The organism is Vibrio sp. 10N.286.48.C11, assembly GCF_041469805.1.
GTDB classification, from domain to species: domain Bacteria; phylum Pseudomonadota; class Gammaproteobacteria; order Enterobacterales; family Vibrionaceae; genus Vibrio; species Vibrio crassostreae_C.
Genome location: NZ_JBFRLK010000081.1, coordinates 23,351 through 41,653, shown reverse-complemented (window position 1 = coordinate 41,653; position 18,303 = coordinate 23,351). Strand labels below are relative to the sequence as shown.

The 18,303-nt window shown below is 45.5% G+C and carries 19 protein-coding genes and 1 other RNA gene; 13 read left to right on the top strand and 7 right to left on the bottom strand.

Annotated elements, in window-relative coordinates:
- Nucleotides 1-95 precede the first annotated feature (95 nt).
- From degS to zapG, 3 genes are all read right to left on the bottom strand, one after another.
- The gene (gene degS, locus AB4209_RS18580) at nucleotides 96-1,160 is read right to left on the bottom strand and encodes an outer membrane-stress sensor serine endopeptidase DegS (protein WP_171732331.1); all 1,065 of its coding nucleotides are present in this window, start codon (nucleotides 1,158-1,160) and stop codon (nucleotides 96-98) included.
- Between the two features lie 158 nt (nucleotides 1,161-1,318).
- The gene (locus AB4209_RS18575) at nucleotides 1,319-2,674 is read right to left on the bottom strand and encodes a Do family serine endopeptidase (protein ID WP_017061431.1); all 1,356 of its coding nucleotides are present in this window, start codon (nucleotides 2,672-2,674) and stop codon (nucleotides 1,319-1,321) included.
- Nucleotides 2,675-2,800: 126 nt separating this feature from the next.
- On the bottom strand, nucleotides 2,801-3,256 hold the full coding sequence (gene zapG, locus AB4209_RS18570; protein WP_017061432.1) for a Z-ring associated protein ZapG: 456 nt from the start codon (nucleotides 3,254-3,256) through the stop codon (nucleotides 2,801-2,803).
- 219 nt (nucleotides 3,257-3,475) lie between these two features.
- Here zapG and zapE point away from each other — a divergent pair, with 219 nt between their 5' ends.
- The 8 genes from zapE (at nucleotide 3,476) to sspB (ending at nucleotide 9,815) form a co-directional block, all read left to right on the top strand.
- A complete protein-coding gene (gene zapE, locus AB4209_RS18565; protein ID WP_372056834.1) occupies nucleotides 3,476-4,579 on the top strand; it encodes a cell division protein ZapE in 1,104 nt (367 codons plus the stop codon).
- A gap of 247 nt (nucleotides 4,580-4,826) precedes the next feature.
- Nucleotides 4,827-5,255, top strand: a complete 429-nt coding sequence (gene rplM, locus AB4209_RS18560; protein WP_010434689.1) for a 50S ribosomal protein L13 — start codon at nucleotides 4,827-4,829, stop codon at nucleotides 5,253-5,255.
- A 13-nt stretch (nucleotides 5,256-5,268) separates the two neighbouring features.
- Nucleotides 5,269-5,661, top strand: a complete 393-nt coding sequence (gene rpsI / locus AB4209_RS18555) for a 30S ribosomal protein S9 (RefSeq protein WP_004740758.1) — start codon at nucleotides 5,269-5,271, stop codon at nucleotides 5,659-5,661.
- A 330-nt stretch (nucleotides 5,662-5,991) separates the two neighbouring features.
- Nucleotides 5,992-6,582, top strand: a complete 591-nt coding sequence (petA, locus tag AB4209_RS18550) for a ubiquinol-cytochrome c reductase iron-sulfur subunit (protein ID WP_010434692.1) — start codon at nucleotides 5,992-5,994, stop codon at nucleotides 6,580-6,582.
- Nucleotides 6,582-7,847: a cytochrome bc complex cytochrome b subunit gene (locus AB4209_RS18545; protein ID WP_017061435.1), complete on the top strand. Its 1,266-nt coding sequence runs from the start codon at nucleotides 6,582-6,584 to the stop codon at nucleotides 7,845-7,847. Before petA ends, AB4209_RS18545 begins: the two co-directional genes overlap by 1 nt.
- Nucleotides 7,844-8,581 carry a cytochrome c1 gene (locus AB4209_RS18540; RefSeq protein WP_048614931.1) on the top strand — a complete coding sequence of 246 codons (738 nt, stop codon included), beginning with the start codon at nucleotides 7,844-7,846 and terminating at the stop codon, nucleotides 8,579-8,581. The genes AB4209_RS18545 and AB4209_RS18540 overlap by 4 nt, the downstream gene beginning before the upstream one ends.
- Before the next feature lie 97 nt (nucleotides 8,582-8,678).
- The gene (gene sspA / locus AB4209_RS18535) at nucleotides 8,679-9,314 is read left to right on the top strand and encodes a stringent starvation protein SspA (RefSeq protein ID WP_009848943.1); all 636 of its coding nucleotides are present in this window, start codon (nucleotides 8,679-8,681) and stop codon (nucleotides 9,312-9,314) included.
- Between the two features lie 6 nt (nucleotides 9,315-9,320).
- The gene (gene sspB, locus AB4209_RS18530; RefSeq protein WP_017072808.1) at nucleotides 9,321-9,815 is read left to right on the top strand and encodes a ClpXP protease specificity-enhancing factor; all 495 of its coding nucleotides are present in this window, start codon (nucleotides 9,321-9,323) and stop codon (nucleotides 9,813-9,815) included.
- Nucleotides 9,816-10,069: 254 nt separating this feature from the next.
- Here sspB and AB4209_RS18525 read toward each other — a convergent pair whose 3' ends face one another.
- From AB4209_RS18525 to AB4209_RS18510, 4 genes are read right to left on the bottom strand one after another with little or no spacing between them, the layout of a single operon-like run.
- Nucleotides 10,070-10,675 carry a BON domain-containing protein gene (locus AB4209_RS18525; protein WP_017062905.1) on the bottom strand — a complete coding sequence of 202 codons (606 nt, stop codon included), beginning with the start codon at nucleotides 10,673-10,675 and terminating at the stop codon, nucleotides 10,070-10,072.
- Nucleotides 10,676-10,691: 16 nt separating this feature from the next.
- Entirely contained in the window at nucleotides 10,692-11,282 is a 591-nt protein-coding gene (locus tag AB4209_RS18520) for a phosphoheptose isomerase (protein WP_004729817.1), read from the bottom strand.
- A 2-nt stretch (nucleotides 11,283-11,284) separates the two neighbouring features.
- Entirely contained in the window at nucleotides 11,285-11,683 is a 399-nt protein-coding gene (locus AB4209_RS18515) for a YraN family protein (protein WP_372056838.1), read from the bottom strand.
- Nucleotides 11,670-13,487 (bottom strand): penicillin-binding protein activator, encoded by a 1,818-nt coding sequence (locus AB4209_RS18510; RefSeq protein WP_372056832.1) that lies wholly within the window; start codon nucleotides 13,485-13,487, stop codon nucleotides 11,670-11,672. Before AB4209_RS18510 ends, AB4209_RS18515 begins: the two co-directional genes overlap by 14 nt.
- 61 nt (nucleotides 13,488-13,548) lie before the next feature.
- Here AB4209_RS18510 and rsmI point away from each other — a divergent pair, with 61 nt between their 5' ends.
- The 5 genes from rsmI to AB4209_RS18485 all read left to right on the top strand — a co-directional run bounded on the left by rsmI (nucleotide 13,549) and on the right by AB4209_RS18485 (nucleotide 18,285).
- Complete coding sequence (gene rsmI / locus AB4209_RS18505) at nucleotides 13,549-14,415, top strand: 16S rRNA (cytidine(1402)-2'-O)-methyltransferase (RefSeq protein WP_171732329.1); 867 nt, start codon at nucleotides 13,549-13,551, stop codon at nucleotides 14,413-14,415.
- A gap of 176 nt (nucleotides 14,416-14,591) precedes the next feature.
- An RNA gene (rnpB, locus tag AB4209_RS18500) (RNase P RNA component class A) lies at nucleotides 14,592-15,031 on the top strand.
- A gap of 228 nt (nucleotides 15,032-15,259) precedes the next feature.
- On the top strand, nucleotides 15,260-16,210 hold the full coding sequence (gene rsmH / locus AB4209_RS18495; protein ID WP_017062902.1) for a 16S rRNA (cytosine(1402)-N(4))-methyltransferase RsmH: 951 nt from the start codon (nucleotides 15,260-15,262) through the stop codon (nucleotides 16,208-16,210).
- Between the two features lie 3 nt (nucleotides 16,211-16,213).
- Nucleotides 16,214-16,531: a cell division protein FtsL gene (gene ftsL / locus AB4209_RS18490; protein ID WP_017062901.1), complete on the top strand. Its 318-nt coding sequence runs from the start codon at nucleotides 16,214-16,216 to the stop codon at nucleotides 16,529-16,531.
- Nucleotides 16,528-18,285 (top strand): peptidoglycan glycosyltransferase FtsI, encoded by a 1,758-nt coding sequence (locus tag AB4209_RS18485; protein WP_008223684.1) that lies wholly within the window; start codon nucleotides 16,528-16,530, stop codon nucleotides 18,283-18,285. The genes ftsL and AB4209_RS18485 overlap by 4 nt, the downstream gene beginning before the upstream one ends.
- Nucleotides 18,286-18,303: the final 18 nt, after the last annotated feature.

Here is an 18,303-nt window from a genome sequence, read left to right as displayed (position 1 = left end):
GGTGTTCATGGCACGCTTACAGAAAACCCAGCCTATGAGCTGGGTTTTTTGTACTTGTGTATTAGCAGCTTGAATCATTGCTTACAGAGTTTGCTCTACAGGCGAGCATCTTCGGCAATGGTCACCTTTAAGGTTTTGCTTTCACCTTGGCGCAATATACCCACATCGATAACTGTACCAGGTCGCAGGTCGGTAACGATGTCCATTACACTCTGGCGACCATTTACTTGGTTATCGTTGATACTGACAATAATGTCTTGAGCTTCAAAACCCGCATCGGCAGCCGGACCATTAGGGTCTATCCCCAACACAACGATCCCGCCGATATTCTTAGTACCCAACATGCGTGAGGTGACTGAGTTGATGTCTTGTCCATCGATACCAATATAGCCACGAATCACACGACCATCGGCGATGATCTTTTCCATGATTTTATTAGCAAGCGGATAGGGGATAGCGAATGAGATCCCATAGGTTTCCATGTCGGTAGCTTGCTGGAAAGAGGCGGTATTGATACCGACTAGCTCACCTTGTGAGTTCACCAGTGCGCCACCTGAGTTACCTTCATTGATTGCCGCATCGGTCTGGATAAAGGCTTGATGGCCATCGGCACTGATCGAAGAACGGCCGGTTGCAGAGATGATACCAAAGGTTGTTGTTTGACCTAGGTTGTATGGGTTACCGATAGCCAGTACAACATCACCGACATTGGCTTTGTAATTAGGATTGAGTGGGATCACCGGTAGATTATCACCGCTGACTCTAAGTATCGCGATATCGGTGCGTTTGTCTGAACCGACAAGTTGCGCAGCTGCTACTCGGCCATCTTGAAGTGCCACAACTATTTGGTCTGCTTGAGCCACCACATGGAAGTTGGTAATGATGTAGCCTTTCTCGCTAACAATCACCCCAGAGCCCAAACCTTGTGTGAGCAGTTTGTTTCGATCGCTTTCAGCGTATTTACGGCTATAAATGTTAACCACTGCAGGCGCCGCGCGGCGAACTGCTTGGTTAAATGAAATCTGAAGAGAGCCAATATTATCGACTTTAGGGCTAGTGACGTCAGCGACAATCGCTGGTCTTAAGCTCGGGAAGGCGAGAAGAATAAGCGCCGCTGAAACGAGTCCAAGGGAAATAGAACGAAATAGAAAGGACAGCATGTTTCCCTCTTCAACAAGTAAGGTGTGAAGCCTCCATCAATGGATGACTGATTTGATTACAAGTGAAGCATAGCATTTTGATTGATCTAAAGAAAAGGGAGACTGAGTAAGTTTAAAGCAAACTTACTGAGCCTCCCTGTAATTGCGCTGACGTAAGACTATCGAATCACAAGATAGATAGTTCGGTCGCCTCGCTGGATATTAAGCGCCAGTACACCAGGTTGTTTTTCAAGAATCTCTCTAAACTCAGCAAGGTTCTTAACGGGCTGGCGGTTTACTCCGATGATGATGTCATCTTTCAGGAGTTGATAGGCTTCGGCTGGTGAACCTTGAGCAACATTCGATACCTTGACGCCCGTTGCAGAGTCACTCTCTGTTGTGTTGGTTAACTCAGCACCAGCTAGTCCTTCATGGAGCTTCTCAGCTTGTGTTTTATTATTGGTGGATTCACCAAGCGTCACATCAAAGGTTTTGCTCTTACCGTCACGAACCACACCCAGTTCAATCTGCTTACCAGCGCCGAGTGTTGCGACCTTAGCTCTTAACTCGCTGAAGGTATCAATGCGTTTGCCATTAATAGAGACAATAATATCGCCCGCTTTCAGTCCTGCTTTATCGGCTGCGCTGTCAGGGACGATTTGGCTAACAAAGGCGCCCTTGCTTGATTCATAACCGAGTGCTTCTGCCAATTCAGAGGTCACTTCTCCGCCTTGAACGCCAAGCATGCCGCGTTTTACTTCACCGAAGTCGAGAATTTGTTCTGTCAGGTTTGTCATCATATTAGAAGGGATTGCAAAGCCGATACCGACATTACCTCCGTTAGGGCCAAGAATGGCGGTGTTGATACCAATTAGCTCACCGTTAAGGTTCACTAGCGCACCACCAGAGTTGCCGCTGTTGATTGCTGCATCGGTTTGAATGAAGTTTTCAAAGTTTTCTAGATTCAGGCCGCTACGGCCGAGTGCAGAAACAATACCGGATGTCACGGTTTGCCCAAGTCCGAATGGGTTACCGATCGCGACACTAAAATCACCAACTCTTAGTTTGTCTGAGTCTGCGACTTTTATCTGGGTCAGGTTTTTGGCTTCTTCTAATTTTAGCAGTGCGATATCAGACATCTGGTCGCCGCCGATTAGCTCAGCATCGTACTCTCGACCATCATGCAGTTTTACTTTGATATCGTCCGCACCATTAATGACATGGTAATTGGTCACGATATGACCTTTCTCGGCGTCAATGATGACACCAGAGCCTAATCCGCGGAAGGGACGCTCTCGTGTTTGTTCTGGACCAAAAAAGAATTGAAATTGTTCAGGGATTTGCTGACGTTGTACCTGTTTGCCTTCTACGGCAATACTAACCACAGCGGGGGTCACTTGTTCAAGCATAGGAGCAAGGCTCGGTAATTGTTCATTACCCACACTTAATGGCAGTGCGGCTGTTGCTTTAATGGGGGTGATGATTGAACTTAAGCTTAAAGTTAGCACTGATAAAGCAAGCAAAGGTTTTTTCATCATAAACTCCTCTCTAGTTAAGGTCTTAACCCTCTTATACGTTTAATAAGTATGATAAGTTTCAAATGACCTGAGTGAAAGTTATGACTCAAAAACCTTTGTAAAGTTCACAGAAGTGTTAAATGTTTACGATGCTTTTGCTGTAACAACATCGGGAGCATTCATGATTTCTTTCTTCTGCTCTGTAAATAAACCGGTTGCGCCATTAGCGTAATCTTTCGGTTGTTCCTCAAGTGTCGCCTCTTTTACTGAAGGCTTCTCTTGTGGCTTGTCCGAATGGGCAGCGGCTGTTTTCACAAACGGGTTATCTTGCTCTGGCAGGTTAGGAATCAGCTCTGAGCTTGTTTTTTCCATGTGTTGGTACAGTTTTGTGTAGTCTTTACCTAATGTGTCCAACATTTCTGCTGATTTCGCAAAGTGATCAGCCAGCTCTTGTCGCTGCTGCTCAAGGGCAAACTTTGCGCTATCCAATTCTTTCTGTACGTTCTTTTGTTTTTTGTATTCAGGTGTCATGAGACGAGAAATAGCGACCCCTAAAATAACTCCGACTAGTAAACCGGCAACGGCATACATCCAAGGCATAACAGCTCCTTATTATTGTTTTTTAACATGTTTGTTACTGCTTAGTTACACGTGATACGGCTCCATGGTACTATGAGAAAGCCGCAGTATAAAGAGAAATGCGTGTGCGCTAGTTAGCAGTTTGATGCTGAATTATTCACCACATCACGTTATTCCTCGTACTGTTTGGGCTCATTTTTAGTTGTTGTCTGATATTGCTTTCATTGTGGAAATGTCGTCATGAATCCCATTAAAAAATACGAACAAGATATAAAAGAACATGGATTTCAAAGAGATCCAGCACAAGAGCAAGCCGTAAAATCTTTAGATGAACTCTTTCATCAATTTCAAGATTACATGAATACGCCCATTCCTCAACTGACTCGCTTCCAGAAATTACTAGGCAAAAAGCCAGAACTGCCACAACCACCGAAAGGTCTCTATTTTTGGGGTGGCGTAGGGCGAGGGAAAACGTACCTAATGGATACGTTCTATGATGCCTTACCGACCACTAAAAAATTGCGTGTTCACTTTCACCGCTTTATGTATCGAGTTCATGATGAGCTAAAGGCGCTAGGTAATGTGAGTGATCCATTGCCTTTAGTCGCAGACAAGTTGAAGGAAGAAGCGGACATTATCTGTTTCGACGAATTCTTTGTTTCAGACATCACCGATGCGATGATCCTAGGAACCTTGTTCCAAGAGTTATTCGCTCGAAACGCTATCTTGGTTGCGACCTCTAATATTCCACCTGCGGATCTGTATCGCAACGGGTTACAGCGAGCGCGTTTCTTACCTGCCATCAAGCTCATTCAAGACAACTGTCATATCCTTAATGTCGATAGTGGTATTGACTATCGTCTACGTACCTTAGAACAGGCTGAGATTTACCATTACCCGCTAGATAGCCAAGCGAATATTAATCTCGAAAAGTATTACGCTCAGCTCGTTGGTGAAGATAAAGAGAAGCTTAAGCAGATAGAGGTTAACCACCGTCAATTAGATGTAGTCGAAGCGAGTGATGGCGTACTGCATGGTACCTTTGCTCAGCTTTGTCAGTCGGCTCGTAGCCAGAACGACTATATTGAGTTGTCTCGGGTTTATCACACAGTTCTATTGGCGGATGTATTGCAAATGGGCGCGACTTCAGATGACGCTGCGAGGCGCTTCATTGCATTAGTTGATGAGTTCTACGAGCGCAATGTGAAGCTGATTATTTCAGCGGAAGTGGAGCTAGAAAAGCTATACACCCATGGTCAGCTAGAGTTTGAATTTAAACGTTGTCAGTCGCGTTTAATTGAAATGCAGAGCCATGAATATTTGGCAAAAGAACACTTAAGTTAGCTTTGATTATCTCGAATAAGAAATAGAATTAAAAAAATCGTGATTTTGTTCAAAAAGAGGTGATTTTTTCTTCGCTCTTCTCTATAATCCTGCGACCTACCGTTACTGCGGGCCTCTAGCGATGAGTAAAATCACGTTATGCCAAGAGTTTTCCAACACTCGAAGGGGTGATGAATGGTAACTCTTAGACAGTGGGAATACGCGAGTATTCCTTAAGTGTAAATTTTTTAAATAGGTAATTATTAGCATGAAAACTTTCGTTGCTAAACCAGAAACTGTAAAACGCGACTGGTATGTTGTAGACGCTGAAGGCAAAACTCTTGGCCGTCTAGCAAGTGAAATCGCTTCTCGCCTACGCGGCAAGCACAAAGCAGAATACACTCCTCACGTAGACACTGGTGATTACATCATCGTTGTTAACGCTGAGAAAGTTGCTGTAACTGGTAACAAAGCTAAGGGTAAGGTTTACTACCGTCACTCAGAGTTCCCAGGTGGTCTTAAAACTATCACTTTTGAAAAGCTAATTGCTAAGAAACCAGAAATGGTTCTAGAACTAGCAGTTAAAGGTATGCTTCCACGTGGTCCTCTAGGCCGCGCGATGTACCGTAAGCTTAAAGTGTACGCTGGTACTGAGCACAACCATGTTGCTCAACAGCCACAAGTACTAGACATCTAAGGGGATTATGAAAATGGCAGAGAATCAATACTACGGCACTGGTCGTCGCAAAAGCTCAGCAGCTCGTGTTTTCATCAAACCAGGCTCTGGTGAGATCGTAATCAACAAGCGTAGCCTTGATGTTTACTTCGGTCGTCCAACTTCTCGTATGGTTGTTAAGCAACCTCTTGAGCTAGTTGAACTAACTGAGAAACTTGACCTTTACATCACTGTTTCTGGTGGTGGTATTTCTGGTCAAGCTGGCGCAATCCGCCACGGTATCACTCGCGCTCTTATGGAGTACGATGAAACTCTACGTCCTGCTCTACGTGCAGCTGGCTACGTTACTCGTGACGCTCGTTGCGTTGAACGTAAGAAAGTTGGTCTACGTAAAGCACGTCGTAAACCTCAATTCTCTAAGCGTTAATTTTTCTTTACGAAAAAGTACACGCCCCCAGTTTTACGACTGGAATTGTGGTTCAAAGCTCGGCTATATGCCGGGCTTTTTGTTTTTATACCCCCTCTAAACGCTTTCCCTCCCTCGTTTTATTTCCAAATTCTTATATTTAGAAAGCTTTTGTAACCCAATGTGCGCTTTGCCTCATGATTGTTACAAAAAGGTAGCTTTATCTTGTCAAAAAGTAGGGTTTTATTTATCATTTGCCGTCAATAAATAGAACTAAATACATATTTTGTTAGCCATGCTCTTTAATCGGAATTATTTCAATCCACAAGGAGCAAATGGGAGAATGTTTGGATGAGCAACGCGCCTTTAAATAACGGTCGCAGGCGTTTCTTAACCGCAACAACAGCCGTTGTTGGTGGTTTAGGAGCAGCTGCTGTAGCCGTGCCTTTTATTAAATCATGGAATCCGAGTGCCAAGGCGAAAGCTGCGGGCGCGCCGGTGGAAGTGGAAGTCAGTAAGTTAGAACCGGGACAAATGGTTCGTGTCGAGTGGCAAGGTAAACCTGTATGGGTTGTACGCCGTGCTGAGTCGGTACTCGAGAACCTAAAAGCGATCGGTGGTCAACTTCGTGACCCTCAATCTGAAGCTGAACAACAACCAGAATACGCACAGAACGAGTTCCGTTCAATTAAGCCGGAATTCTTCGTTGCTGTTGGTTTCTGTACGCACTTAGGTTGTTCTCCAACTTACCTGCCGGATTCTTTTGCAGAACAAGTTCAGGGTGTTAAGTCTGGTTTCTTCTGTCCTTGTCATGGTTCAAAGTTTGATATGGCAGGTCGAGTATTCCAAGGCGTACCAGCTCCATTGAATCTTGTTGTACCAAAGCATATGTATTTGAGTGACACTAAGATCATGATCGGTGTGGACGAGGGAGACGCGTAATGCAAGGATTGCTTGATTGGGTAGAGAAACGTCTACCCGCGATGAATGCTTATAAAAAGCATTTATCTGAATACCCAATGCCTAAGAACTTTAACTTTTGGTACCTTTTCGGTTCTTTGGCAATGTTGGTACTGGTTAACCAAATCCTTACGGGTATTTGGCTAACAATGAACTACGTACCGTCAGGTGAGGGTGCATTTGCTTCTGTTGAATACATCATGCGTGATGTGGAATACGGTTGGCTACTACGTTACATGCACTCAACAGGTGCTTCGGCATTCTTCGTTGTTATCTACCTGCACATGTTCCGTGGCCTAATCTACGGTTCTTACCAAAAACCTCGTGAGCTACTTTGGATCTTCGGTATGTTGATCTTCTTAGTGCTTATGGCTGAGGCTTTCATGGGTTACCTATTACCATGGGGTCAAATGTCTTACTGGGGTGCTCAGGTAATCATTTCTCTGTTTGGTGCGATCCCTGTTATCGGTGATGACCTAACGCTTTGGATCCGTGGTGACTACATCATCTCTGGTGCAACGCTGAACCGTTTCTTCGCACTGCACGTTATCGCTCTACCAATCGTACTTCTGCTGCTTATCGTACTTCACGTACTAGCACTGCACGAAGTGGGTTCGAACAACCCAGACGGTATCGAGACGAAACTTCCTAAAGGCACAATGGGCGACGACTACAAAACTCAGTTCCCATTCCACAAAGATTACACTAAGAAATACGACATCATTGACTCTATTCCTTTCCACCCATACGGGACTGTGAAAGATATGGTTGGTGTGGCCGGTTTCCTATTCTTCTTCTGTTATGTGCTGTTCTTTAACCCAGAGATGGGTGGATTCTTCCTTGAGCCGCCAAACTTTGAAGCTGCTAACCCACTGAAAACACCAGAGCACATCGCTCCGGTATGGTACTTCACGCCGTTTTACGCAATTCTGCGTGCTGTTCCTGATAAGTTGCTAGGTGTTGTAGCAATGGGCGCATCTATTGTTGTGCTATTCCTACTACCATGGTTCGACCGTTGTAAAGTGCGTTCTTACCGTTACCGTAGCAAACTGCATTTGATTAATATCATCCAATTCACAATAAGCTTTATTGCGCTTGGTGTACTTGGTGCGCTTCCAGCAACGCCAACATACACGCTACTGGCTCAAATCTTTAGCTTAGGTTACTTCATGTTCTTCGTTCTACTGTGGTTCTACAGTAAAAATGAAGCGACGAAACCATTACCAGAAAGGGTGACATTCAAATGAAAAAGTGGATTGTAATTTTATTTGCTATGTTGCCGTCACTGGCGATGGCAGCGGGTGCAAACGTACCATTAGATAAAGCGAACAATGATTTAACAGACAAAGCTTCATTGCAAAATGGCGCTAAAATGTTCATGAACTACTGTTTTGCTTGTCACTCAACGCAGTACCAGCGCTATGAACGTGTTGCGAATGATTTAGAGATCCCTGTTGATCTTATGAAGGAAAACCTGATTTTCGACCCTGAAGCGAAAATCGGTGACTTGATGGTTAATGCTATGCCTTCTGATCAAGCGGCAAGTTGGTTTGGTGCTCCGCCACCAGACCTAACATTGGTTGCTCGTGTTCGTGGCGCAGACTGGCTGTACACTTACCTTCGTACTTTCTATGAAGATCCGTCTCGTCCATTTGGCGTGAACAACATTGTTTTCCCAAGCGTTGGTATGCCGCACGTTCTTGAAGAACTGCAAGGTATCCCAACACCAATCTACGATACTCATATGGTAGATGGCGAGGAAGTGACGGTTGTTGTTGGCACTGAGACTGATGGCTCTGGCGAATTAAGTGCTGGTGAATACGACGAAGCAGTTCGTGACCTTGTTAACTTTTTGGTTTACTCGGGCGACCCAGTTCAACTTGAGCGTCACGCGATGGGTTGGTGGGTAATGGCCTTCTTAGTAATCTTCACTATCATCGTGATTTTGCTGAAGAAAGAGTATTGGCGTGATGTGCACTAATTGTGCTATAATACCGTGCTAATTCCCAAATTATGTTAATGTTCAATGGAGGCTTTAGGCCTCCATTGTTTTTATTTAAAGTGTACTGGAGGGCTCCATGGCTGTAGCTGCCAATAAACGTTCTGTAATGACTCTTTTCTCAAGTGCTTCTGATATGTATAGCCATCAGGTGCGCATCGTTCTTGCTGAAAAAGGCGTAAGTGTTGAAGTTGAGTTGGTTGATGAAAAAAATCTACCAGCAGAGCTTGTTGAACTGAACCCGTACAAATCAGTACCTACTCTTGTTGATCGTGAGCTTGCTCTATATGACTCGAAGATCATCATGGAATACCTAGATGAGCGTTTCCCTCACCCACCGTTGATGCCTGTATACCCGGTTGCTCGTGGTAACAGCCGTCTAATGATGTACCGCATTGAGCGTAACTGGTATTCAGTTGCAGAGAAGATCGTTAAAGGCAACGCTGAAGAATCTGAAGCAGCTCGCGTTAAACTGCGCAACGACCTACTGACTCTTGCTCCTATCTTCGCTGAGTATGAATACTTCATGAGCGAAGAGTTTAGCCTAATTGATTGTTACCTAGCTCCGCTATTATGGCGTTTACCTGAGCTTGGTATCGAACTAATTGGTCCTGGTTCTAAAGAGCTTAAGATTTACATGAACCGCGTATTCGAACGTGATTCATTCCTAGCTTCTCTAACTGAAGCTGAGCGTGAGATGCGACTCGTTCGCTAAGCGTTTATGGATATTTCTAATATGACTCCACGCCGACCATACATGCTTCGTGCATTTTATGAGTGGCTGGTTGATAACGAACTAACTCCACACCTTGTTGTTGAAGCAACATTACCGGGTGTGCGAGTTCCAGAAGAGTTTGTTCAAGATGGTCAGATCATTCTGAACATCGCGCCTCGTGCGGTTGGACAACTTGAACTGGGTAACGAAGCTGTGACGTTTAGTGCTCGCTTTAGTGGTCGTCCACACTCTGTGATCGTTCCGCTTTACGCAGTACAAGCGATTTATGCTCGTGAAAATGGTGCTGGTACCATGTTTGAACCTGAAGAGGCTTACATGGAAGCGTTTGAAGAAGGGATTGAAGAAAGTCCTTTTGAAGAACCAGAAAAAGGCCCATCTTTGAGCGTAGCAACGGCAGACGTAGATGCTGAAGAGCCAGACTCAGATCCTGAGCCACCTCGTCCAGCGAAAGGTCGCCCAAGCCTTCGTGTTATCAAATAACGTTAGTTATACCAATCACAGTAAGTAAGTGATCAGAAATAGCGCAGGAAAAAAGCTTGAGAGCAAGGCGGAATTTTTTGATAAGTAGTTATTCTACAATCAAAAATTCTAACGCAGTTATCGAAATTTTTAACAAGCTAGAATGATAGATTATTTACTACGATTGGTATTAGATAACGAACCAAATAAAAAAGCAGCGACTCGTCGCTGCTTTTTCTTTTCTGCTATATCGCATTTAGTTGACTGGCTTACGGCTAGTTAACAGCCGTCTCTTCTTCACCGTATTCAAACGCTCGAATAACCTGTTTTACGCCAGATATGTTACGCGCAACTTCTGTCGCGATATCGGCATGCTCTCTAGTCACGAGTCCAAGTAGGAATACTTCTGAATCCTCAGTAATCACTTTTACTTTGATGCCGTTAAGCTCAGCATTCGCAAGCAGAGCTGATTTCACCTTAGTGGTAATCCAGCTGTCTTTACTGATAGCACTTACAGACAAAGGTTCTTTCACTCGAACTTGATTGTGGATGCTCTCAACGCCAGCCACTTCTTTGGCTTGGTTTTCAAAAGCGCGACGTTCTGAATCTGTGGTTGCTTGCCCCATCAACACCACTGAACCTCGGTATGAGCTTGCGGTGACACGTACATTGCCACGGAATGGTTGTTTATTGGTAATCGCTGCAACTTCAAATTCGATGTTGTTGTCGTTCCAAATCTCTTTGGTTGTTCGCGTATCCGTGACTAGGTTTGCAGTAGTTGCAGCACCAGCAATGAAAATGCCAGCACAACCAGACAGAGACAGTGTAAGTAGCGAAACATTAATCAGCTTAAAAAGCCTCATAGAGGTTAATGATTTCATTGTGATGCTCCGTATATCACTCTTCGTGGGCAGGGAAGAGTACTTGATCGATTAGGTCACATAGGCAGTGCAGTGTCACCATGTGTACTTCATGAATGCGCGCTGTACGGTGTGACGGGATACGAATCTCTACATCGTGTTCACCAAGCAAACCTGCCATCTCACCACCATCTTTACCGGTAAAGGCGATGATGGTCATGTCGCGAGTTACCGCCGCTTCCATTGCCTTGATGATGTTCTTGCTGTTACCGCTAGTCGAGATAGCCAACAGAATATCGCCAGTTTGACCGAATGCACGCACCTGCTTAGAGAAGATCTCTTCATAGTGGTAGTCGTTAGCCACAGCCGTTAGCGTGGTGTTGTCTGCTGTGAGTGCCATTGCTGGAAGGCTAGGGCGCTCTGTTTCAAACCGGTTGAGTAGGCACGATACAAATTGTTGAGCATTCGACGCCGAACCACCATTACCACAACAAAGAATTTTGTTTCCGTTAAGCAAGGTCGCAACCATTGCTTGAGCGGCATGCGTGATTGCGTCAGGCAGAGCTTCTGCAGCCGCAATTTGGATTTGAATACTTTCTGTGAAACTTTCTTTAATGCTGTCTAGCATGTTTATCCTTGGGTAATCGCGTTTTGAATCCAGTTGATAGTGTCATTCGGCCCTTCAATGGCAACAATATCAAACCTGAAATCTGTAGAGTGCACCGACAAGCCTTGCTGCATAAGCCAAACATTGGCTGTTTTGAGCAGTTTCTGTGACTTCTTGGCAGTCACCATTTCAGCGGCATGTCCGTAGCGGGTTTGCTTGCGGTATTTTACCTCAGCAAACACAACCGTATTGTTATGGCGCATTATAAGATCAATCTCGCCACATTTTGCTATGAAGTTTTCTTCTATTAACGATAAACCGTGGTTAATCAGATAAGATTTTGCCACGGCCTCGTATTTATCACCCACTTGTTTGTGGGTGATGGTTGGTTTGGATAGGAACTTTCGGCTAAAAAGCCCCATGCTCTGCCCAGCTGATTTCACGTTGAACTACACAGTTGTTATCGATGGTTAACACACCCGTTTCACCTGGAATGCTGTAACCTTGCACTGCTTTCATCTGTGGCAGTGCATCCATTAGGTAGTAAGCATCCATTCCCAGTGCTTGCAAGCGTTTTTGGCCGTTTGAGTGTGCAGGCCATAGGTCGTTGAGCTCTTTATTAAGCTCGTTTTTATTCTCAACTAATAGTGGGATATCGCTGTAGAACACACCGGTTAGGTCTTCATACTGCTTATCACCGCTGTTGCTGCGTGAGTTTGAGAAAAGAGCGGGCTGGCTAGCATCAGGGTTAATTGCAACTTCAATGAAGGGTTTGATTAGCGTTAGCTCTGAGTTCTTAGCCACAATGTAAACAGAATCGATATCACGACGGCTGCGTGGCTCTGTTTCTAGGTCTAGGTTCAGTAACCCGTCCATTTGAGCGATACGCTGTTGGCTCTCTTGCAGGCCGAATACCTGATTCACATTACGTTGCAGTTGGCGTTTGTCAGAGAATAAGCTGATAGCAACATCGTTGCTGCTGTATTTTTTCCACTCTTCTTTAAACGCTTGCTCAACACGCTCACCTAAACGTCCTCTTGGCGCAAGGATAAGCGGATACTTGTAGCCTTGAGCAAATAGGTGTTTCGCTGCCTGAGCAACTTCTTGTTCAGGCGATAGAGCGAGATAGCAAATATTGGTATCAGGTTCTAGTTGCGTTGGAATGTTCAGAGCTAAAGCTGGAATCGAATTCTCGTGGTTTTTCTGCGCTTGCTGAAGCTTAGTAATGTTGCTCTTGATCAGCGGACCCACAATGAAATCAACGTTGTTCTCTTCCAGTGTCGCTTTAATCTCAGCAGCACTTTGCACGTTGGTATCCATTACTGTCAGCGTTGCATCTTCTTCACGTTCTTTGTCGTTCATCATCGCAAAGATGAAGCCATCACGTACCAGTTGTGCTTGCTTACCGTATTTACCCGTTAGCGGCAGCAACAGTGCAGTGCTGGTTGGCTTGCTGATCTCTAGCGCCAAGATGTCGGTGATCGCCTGAGGTGTGTAAGTAGCAGCTGGGTGCTGAGGATTCTCGGCTAACCAATCCGATAAGGTTTCCTGCAGGTTTGGAAGATTTGAGTTCAGCGTCTTCATGTAGATTGCCAGTTGTAACCAACCTGAAAGCACATCTTCTGTCGGTGATGTTTTCAGTTCTAGAATCTCGTATTGAGAGTAGCTATGCAGGTTTTGCCAAATACGGTCGGCAGTTTGCTGTTGAAGCTCGTCGTCAGCCTCTAGGTACTCTGAATAGAGCACTAACTCACGGCTTGCCTCGAAATACTCACTCTTCATCTCTGAGATGTTCGCGCGTAGCTCGTGATAATCTTTCCACTGCTCGTTCGGAAGCTTCCACCAAGGCTGGAAGTTTAGTTGGCTATAAGCTTGATCTGGCTGTGAGTTATTCACCAGCAGCTGAGCGCGCGCTAATTGCCATTCCGCTTGTTGCGTTTCGCTCAGCTCTTGTTTTGCTAAGCGTTTAATCAGCAGAGTTGCTTGATCGGTTTTTCCAACTTGCACAGAAGCCTTAAGCGCCATGATTAACCAGTCGTTTTGTAGACTTCCTTTGCTACTATCCGCCTGCATCATGTAACTTTCAGTTGATTGCGCTGGATCTAGTGTAATATCAACGCTCGTTGGTGCTTGAGGACCTGAAGAACAAGCCGCCAATGTAATTGCTAATGCAATTGGAGTTAGTAAGCGTGGTACACTGAGTCTCTTATGGTTCATCGTTGCCATGAGTTCTTTAAATTCCGTATAAATTTGTATCTATATTAATCGTTGAAGTGATGGTAAACAAATGACAGATAACAAAACCTTGCTCACAGAGAGCCCAACTCTCTACATTGTGCCAACCCCAATCGGAAATTTGGGAGATATCACTCAAAGAGCAATTGAAATTTTATCAAGTGTCGATGTTATTGCAGCCGAAGACACACGCCACACGGGTAAGCTGCTTGCTCACTTCAATATATCAACCAGAACGTTCGCTTTACATGATCATAATGAACAAACTAAAGCGCAAGTTCTAGTCGAAAGGTTATTAGAAGGTCAGTCTATCGCATTAGTCTCTGATGCGGGTACTCCTTTAATTAGTGACCCAGGTTACCATCTTGTCTCACAATGTCGTCAAGCGGGTGTGAGAGTTGTGCCACTTCCTGGTGCTTGTGCTGTGATTACCGCGTTAAGTGCTTCTGGTTTACCGTCAGATCGTTTCAGCTTTGAAGGCTTCTTACCGCCCAAAAGCAAAGGTCGTAAAGACAAGTTCTTAGAGATCGCAAAGGCAGAGCGCACCTGCATCTTCTATGAATCACCACACCGTATTTCAGACTCTTTGCAAGACATGCTTGAGATTCTTGGCCCTGACCGTGAGGTTGTATTGGCGCGTGAGCTAACTAAAACCTTCGAAACAATTCAAGGATTGCCACTGGGTGAGTTGATTGAGTGGATTGAAGAAGATTCGAACCGTAAACGCGGTGAGATGGTGTTACTGATTCACGGCCACCGTGAAGAAGCGAGCACAGAACTGCCAGACGAAGCGACTCGCACACTAGGCATTCTAACCAAAGAGCTGCCTCTTAAAAAAGCGGCGGCAATGACAGCTGAAATCTACAATCTGAAAAAGAACGCGTTATACAAATGGGGCCTAGAGCATCTAGACCACTAGAAACCTCTTTATAGAGTAGCTAACCTGTATTGAAAAGCTTGTGAGGAATGAAGGTCGTCCCTTCATTCCTCTTTTTTTGTCTGGATTGTGTGAAATTCATGCGTTTACTTAGCGGTTTGCAGCATATTTGTGATCTCGCTAGACACTGCACTCTAATCTCTATACAATCCGCCCTCGGAGTTGAACGGGTAATCGCTGCTTTGCTGATGTCCTTCGGGAGACTGACGTTGAGGTCCTTCGGGAAACTGACGTTGAAGTCCTTCGGGAGACTGGCAGAGGGGAGGAACGTCCGGGCTCCATAGAGCAGGGTGCCAGATAACGTCTGGGGGGCGCGAGCCCACGACAAGTGCAGCAGAGAGAAGACCGCCGATGGCCTCATTTCTTCGGAAGGGGCACAGGTAAGGCTGAAAGGGTGCGGTAAGAGCGCACCGTGCGACTGGCAACAGTTCGTAGCAAGGTAAACTCCACCCGGAGCAAGATCAAATAGGCCCTCACATTGCGTTGCTCGCGTATGGGGGCGGGTAGATTGCTTGAGCCTGTGAGCGATTGCAGGCCTAGACGAATGGTTACCGCCGCGCAAGCGGAACAGAACCCGGCGTATGTGTCAACTCCACCTATATAAAGAACCCATCATTACTTAACGGTAGTGATGGGTTTTTTGCTTTATATTGACGTAATTTATTTAGATTTCCTTAGAATCCTTCACCCTGATATGAGCTTGGGTCAAAAATTCCCAAAGCCTATACACAATATGGTGGAGATACGGCGTGAAATCAGTACACTAAAACGTTAATAGAACAAATTATTGCCGAACTAATGGCTCAATCCACTCACTGAGAAGACTATGACAGAAGCATTCAAACATATTTCAGTATTGCTTAACGAATCTATTGACGGACTTGCGATCAAACCTGACGGTACCTACATCGATGGTACTTTTGGCCGTGGTGGTCACAGCCGTACAATCCTGTCTAAACTGGGCGAGAATGGACGACTCTTTAGTATTGACCGCGATCCACAAGCGATTGCAGAAGCGCAAAAGATTGATGACCCTCGTTTTACGATTATTCACGGCCCGTTCTCAGGTATGGCTGAATATGCAGAGCGTTATGACTTAGTCGGTCAAGTGGATGGTGTGTTACTGGATCTAGGTGTTTCTTCACCACAGCTAGATGACGCTGAGCGTGGCTTTAGCTTCATGAAAGACGGTCCGCTTGATATGCGTATGGACCCAACAACCGGTATTCCTGTCTCTCAGTGGTTAGTTGAAGCCGATCTTGATGACATCACATGGGTTATTCGTGAGTTCGGTGAAGACAAACACGCTCGTCGTATCGCGAAAGGCATCATTGCTTATCAAGAGAATGAAGAGAACGAACCACTAACGCGTACCGGTCAGTTGGCTAAGCTTATCTCGGATGTAGCTCCAAAAAGCTTCAAAGAGAAAAAGCACCCAGCAACACGTGCTTTCCAAGCCTTCCGTATCTACATCAACAGTGAACTTGAAGAGATCGATACAGCCCTGAAAGGCGCAGCAAGCATTCTTGCTCCTCAAGGCCGTTTGTCTGTTATTAGCTTTCACTCTCTTGAAGACCGCATGGTGAAGCGCTTTATCCGTAAAGAGAGCCAAGGTCCGCAAGTACCACATGGCCTGCCACTAACAGAAGAGCAGATCAAAGCGCTAGGCAGTGCTGATCTTAAGCCTGTTGGTAAAGCGATCAAGCCTTCTAAAGATGAAGTGGATGAGAATACTCGTTCGCGTAGCTCAGTATTACGAATCGCAGAAAAGCTATAGTCAATGAAGACCTCCAAACCTAACTTAGCCAAGATAATATTTTTTGATTTGATCTCCGTGGGTAAAGTCCCATTGGTGCTGCTTATCTGTATCTTCGCGAGCGCGATGGGGGTCGTTCTCACGACACACATGTCACGTCAGGCAATCACGCAAAAAGACATGGCATTGAGTGAGCGTGAACAGCTTGATAATGAATGGCGAAATTTAATGCTTGAAGAGACGGCTCTGGCTGAACATAGCCGCGTTCAAGCATCGGCAAAACGAGAGCTAGACATGAAACGTCCAGACTCCGACAAAGAAGTTGTGATCACACTGAAATGACCGGAAAAAAGGAAAAAGCCCCCGCGAAAGCCGTTAAGAAACCAACGAAAGAGCGAGTGAAGAGCGAAAAGGACTCGGATCCAATTCTGATTAAATGGCGTTTCAACGTCGTTATTGCTTTTGTGTTGGTTGCCTTTTCTGTACTAGTAGGTCGTGTGGCTTACATCCAAGTCATTGAACCAGATAACTTAATTCGTCAGGGCGACCTTCGTTCTGTACGTGTTAAGGCTATTCCTTCTGCCCGCGGTATTATTTCAGACCGCAATGGCGAACCACTTGCCGTCAGTGTGCCTGTTGAGGCGGTATGGGCTGACCCGAAAACCATCTTCGATAAAAATGGCATGGCCCAAATTGATCGTTGGTATGCGCTAGCTGATGTACTTGGCTTAGATCGACAATCGATGATCAACAAGATCTCCAGCGACAAATCTCGTCGTTTTATCTACCTACAAAGACAAGTTAGCCCAGCAATGGCGAAATACATCCGCGACTTAAAGCTGGTGGGTATTGGTCTTAAAGCAGAATCACGTCGTTATTACCCAGCCGGTGAAGTCAGCGCGCATCTTATTGGTGTGACCGGAATTGATGGACACGGCCTAGAAGGTGTCGAGCGCAGCTACGATAAGTGGCTCACGGGTGAAGCAGGTAAACGTACAATCCGTAAAGACCGTTACGGGCGAGTAGTTGAAAACATTGCACTAGAAGAGCGTGAAGAAGGTAAACCACTCGAATTGACCATCGATCAGCGCTTACAAGCCATCGCTTATCGAGCGATTAAACAGGCGGTAGCCGATCACAAGGCGACGTCTGGATCTGCCATCTTATTAGACGTAAAAACGGGTGCGGTTTTGGCCATGGTTAACGCACCGTCTTACAACCCAAACAATCGTGCTGATTTACAAAGCTTTAAGATGCGTAACCGCGTGATCACCGATGCTTTTGAGCCAGGTTCGACGGTTAAGCCGTTTGTTGTTCTTGCCGCTCTCGAAAATGGTACCGCGGATGCTGATACTGTAATTGATACGGGTAACGGCATCATGCAAATCGGTGGTAGCCGTGTACGTGATACTTCCAAAGTTGGTAAGGCAGACTTGGCGTTAATCCTTAAGAAGTCGAGTAACATCGGTGTGGCGAAGTTAGCACTGGATATGCCACTTGAAGCGCTACTGGGCATGTACAGTTCTGTTGGTCTTGGCGAGATGTCTGGGCTGAATCTAGTCGGTGAGACCGCGGGTATTTTCCCGAACCGTCGACGCTGGTCTAAGTTTGAAATCGCTACCTTATCCTTTGGTTATGGTCTAGCGATTACTCCGCTGCAATTGGCTCATGCCTATGCGACGTTAGCGAATCACGGTGTTTACGAACCTATCCATATCGTTAAAAGCAACGACCAAGATTTCTCAAAACAGATCATCAAGCGCGAAAATGCTGAGTTGGTTTTGAACATGCTAGAAGGCGTAACCCAAAAGGGCGGTACAGCGACAAGAGCTGCCGTGCCGGGTTACCGAGTAGCAGCAAAAACAGGTACATCTAGAAAAGCGATTTCCGGTGGTTATGGAGACGAGTACTTCGCCTATACCGCAGGTGTTGCTCCAGTGAGTGACCCAAGAGTCTCTTTGGTTGTGATGATCAATGAACCTCAAGGTGACCTCTACTATGGTGGCTCGGTCGCAGCCCCTGTTTTTTCTGAAATCATGAAGGGCGCACTGCAAATTCTGAATGTCCCTGCTGATGAAAACAAGTTTCAAGAATAGAGCCAATCAGGATTCAAT